The sequence below is a fragment of the Pseudomonas arcuscaelestis genome (assembly GCF_016881005.1).
Lineage (GTDB): Bacteria > Pseudomonadota > Gammaproteobacteria > Pseudomonadales > Pseudomonadaceae > Aquipseudomonas > Aquipseudomonas arcuscaelestis.
In genome coordinates this window covers 1-3,340 of record NZ_JACOPV010000040.1, presented here as the reverse complement: position 1 = coordinate 3,340, position 3,340 = coordinate 1, and the positions used below count along the sequence as shown (strand labels likewise).

Below are 3,340 nucleotides of genomic sequence, written 5' to 3'. Positions count from 1 at the left end.
AGGGCAACAGCATTGCGGTGCTCGAAGCGCAAGACCAGCGAACCGTGGGTGCCGACCGCAAGGTCGAGCTCAAGGCCAATGACTACCTGCAGGTTGCCCACAGCAGCCATGCCCGTATCGGCCAAACATTGGCGATTGAAGCCGGGCAACAAGCCCACCTCAAGGCGGGTGCGCAACTGATTCTCGACGCAGGCGTCGGCATCACCTTGAAAGTGGGTGGCCAGCATCTGGTCATATCGCCCGGCGGAATTTTCAGCAGCAGCCCGATTCAGCTCGGTGCCGCCCCTGCTATCGGGACTGCCGCCGCGCCTGTCCTGCCGGGAATGCTTGAGGCGCTGTCGACACCCGCGGCGTTGCCGCTGCCTACCGCGCAGCTTTATCAACAGCAGTCGAAGGCGGGCAAGCTTTTGCCGATCGCTGGCTGCCAAATCGATGCGTCTGGCTGCTGCCCAATCCACGCCGCAGGTAAGCGCGAATGATCAAGTCCATCCCATCGCCATTCCAGACGCCGGCGCAACCAGGTGTGTTGTGCGCAATTCTTGATGCCAGCGTTGACCTGGATCTGCACATCCATGCGGAGCAGGCTGTGGCATTGTTCGACAACACTCCCTATGCAGCGCTGCAGCAGGTTGGGCCAGTGGCTTTGCTGTGCCCACCTGACGCTGCATCGATGCACTACGCCAGCGAGCTACTTGAGCGGGCTGACGCCGGCTGCGTGGCCTACTTGGAAAATACGCAGTGTTTTGAGCAGGCTGTGGAGCATTGGCGAAGTCTTCTTACCGTCAGCACGGACGACGCTCCGGCACAGTTGATGCGTTTTTTTGAACCGCGCTGGCTGGAGCCTTTACTGCATAGCCTGAGTGAAACCGAGCGGCTGCAGTTCCTGGGGCCGCTCAGCGCCATGGCGTGGCGCAACGAGTTGGGCTGGCGCCATCTGCCGCGTCCAGTTGCTCAATCGAGCCCTCGCCAGCAAGCCCCGGGCTGGTTGCATGTGGGCCGTGAACGCCAGGCAAAGATGGAGGAGCAGCGCTTGCAAGTACTGGCCATCCGCTTTGCCGAGGACTATCGGGGGGTAATCGATGTGCCTGAGCCGAATGCCTTCGTGTTTCGCCAACTCTGCGCTGCACAGCAAGCAGGCTATATGCAAACGGCCGAGCAGGAGCGGTGGTTGCGCCTGGCGCTGATCAAGGGCGATGGCTTCTGGCGTCAATTCCCGCATGCCCAATTACTCGCCCGGGATGATCTAAGCCTTGGCGACAAGCTGGACACGCTCGAGCAAATCTAAGCACAAGGACGATGACAGATGAACAGCACGTACACGGTCAAGAACGGCGACACCCTGGGCGCGATTGCGCACAAGCATGACACCACCGTCGCGGACCTTCAGGCGCTCAACCCATCAATCAGCGACCCCAACTATATCAAGCCCGGTTGGCAGCTAAAGCTTCCCGGCGCACCTGCAACCGTTGAACTGCCGCCACCCATGCACGCGCACAATACCAGTTCCATCACCGTGCAAGGGCAGCCGCAGTGTGACGAGGAACTGGTTGATGTTGCCCACATCACCGGTGAGCGGGATTTTTTTGTGCTGACAGAAAAGCAGTCCAAAGCACTAAAATTGGAAATCGACCGGGTGCAGACGCTGATGGATGCGTTGCACCAGAACCTGGCCGAAGCGCTGCCGATTACGCAGTGCAAATTGCCGCAAGATCCCCATGCCTATTGCACCTGCACCCGCTGCGTCAAGGATGCCTGGGCGCTCAAGGCCCAAGGCGCGGGGCTGCTAATGCGCCAGGACAGGCCGCCACAAGCCAGCCCTGCGCCTTTGACTACCGACAAAGACCTGCAAGGGCAACTGGCGACCCTCCAACAAGCGCGTGACTGGTACCAACGCTACTCGCCCAGCCTTGTCGGCGCTACGCGACTCGAAAACAATTGGCAGGCCTTGCAAGCAAAGAAGGTCAAGCAACTGGACGAGGAAATTGCCCAGTTACGAGGACAACTGGCAGCGCAGATTCAAGCTGAACCAGAAGACAGTTCAAGCAACGCCAATGGCGCCGCCCCGGACCGCAAATACGGCAGGGGCCGCGTTGTTGAAAGTGAGCGCGGCAAAAAAGCCACGACTGGGGTCTCGGTGGTAGAGATCATTCTGTTCAGCGACCCCAGCCGCCGCCATTTCATCTCCATCCCCTACCGTGAAACAACCACCTGGAACGTTCGCGTCTCTACCCAGGTTATGGCGGGCAAGCCTTTCAGCAAACAACTGGCAAAAGACCTGATAACGGACATCAAAGAGGCCGTCGACAGTGGGCGAAAAGCCGGGCCCCTGGGCAACCTTGAATTCAAGCTCAGCAGTTGGGGCAGTGCAGAAGACAACCTGCTCAACGCCTTGCACAAAGAGCTGTCCTGGACGTCCAACCAAAGCGATGCGTCCCGCTATGCGGTAACTGCCGAAGCCCACGCTTTGCGCTTTGCCGCCAGTGCCAGCGCAGGGGTCAATAGCTGGGATCCTAAAGAAGGAAATATAGACGTCGGCGTAAAAGGCAGCGCGGCATTCTCCCTTGCTGAAGGGTCAGCATCACTGGTTCGCTATTTTCCGAGCCAGGGCGGGTACGTGGCGAGCATGTCATATCGCAATGCCCTGGGCCAGGAAGTGCTTCATCCCATGGGGGTGTTTCGCATGAGCGGCAAGTTGGAACTGTCGTGTTTTGTCGGCGCCACTGTGCAAGGGGAAGCTGGGGTCAATGTGCAGTACAAGCCTACCGAAACCTCAGCGGGTGCTACGGCACTGCTTGGCACGCCGACGATGGAAGTGGGGACTGGCGGCAACATTGGCGTTAAAGCGGATGCGTTTGCTGGGGCGCAGGCGGGTGGGGCGTTGACTGGCGCTCTTGAGTGGGTTGAGCCGGAAAAGCAGGGGGTAGGAAATATAGTAATTGGTCAGGCGAATGCGAGTAGTAGTTGGGTGTCTTTGGCTGAGGTGAAGGCGGAAGGGAATGTTGCTTTTGGTGTTGGTGCTAGTGGTGAGTTTGGGGTCAGCATTGCCAACGACCGACTGGCAATTAACTGTAAGGCTTCTGTGGTTTTTGGCCCCGGCGCCGGTGGCGGATTTGCTTCGGTAATGGATATCGAGCACGTCGGGAAATTAGCTTTAATGTTTTGTGATGCATTGGCCGAAATGAACTACAGGTTTTTGTTAGGGGTTACAGAGGGAGGGCGGCCTCAAGGAGCAAGTGCAACAGTCAGTTAAAAAATCGGAGCGTGCTAATTACGAAATTGAACGAGATACCGCCTCCGAAGCATCGCGATCGTTTGGCGTCTGAGCGAACCGAGCCATCCC

2 protein-coding genes and 1 pseudogene are annotated in these 3,340 nt (G+C 58.5%); all 3 read left to right on the top strand.

Going from position 1 to position 3,340, the window contains the following annotated elements:
* Positions 1–479: pseudogene (locus H8F21_RS29015) on the top strand (type VI secretion system tip protein VgrG); the annotation flags it as partial.
* Entirely contained in the window at positions 476–1,285 is an 810-nt protein-coding gene (locus H8F21_RS29010; protein ID WP_203585820.1) for a DUF4123 domain-containing protein, read from the top strand. The pseudogene H8F21_RS29015 and the gene H8F21_RS29010, both read left to right, overlap by 4 nt.
* Positions 1,286–1,303: 18 nt before the next feature.
* Positions 1,304–3,250: a LysM peptidoglycan-binding domain-containing protein gene (locus H8F21_RS29005; RefSeq protein ID WP_203585819.1), complete on the top strand. Its 1,947-nt coding sequence runs from the start codon at positions 1,304–1,306 to the stop codon at positions 3,248–3,250.
* The last annotated feature ends 90 nt before the right edge of the window (positions 3,251–3,340 follow it).

Bases quoted from the DNA above. Each gene is read 5' to 3' on its own strand.
- H8F21_RS29010 (WP_203585820.1), top strand. From the start codon at position 476: ATGATCAAGTCCATCCCATCGCCATTCCAGACGCCGGCGCAACCAGGT.
- H8F21_RS29005 (WP_203585819.1), top strand. From the start codon at position 1,304: ATGAACAGCACGTACACGGTCAAGAACGGCGACACCCTGGGCGCGATT.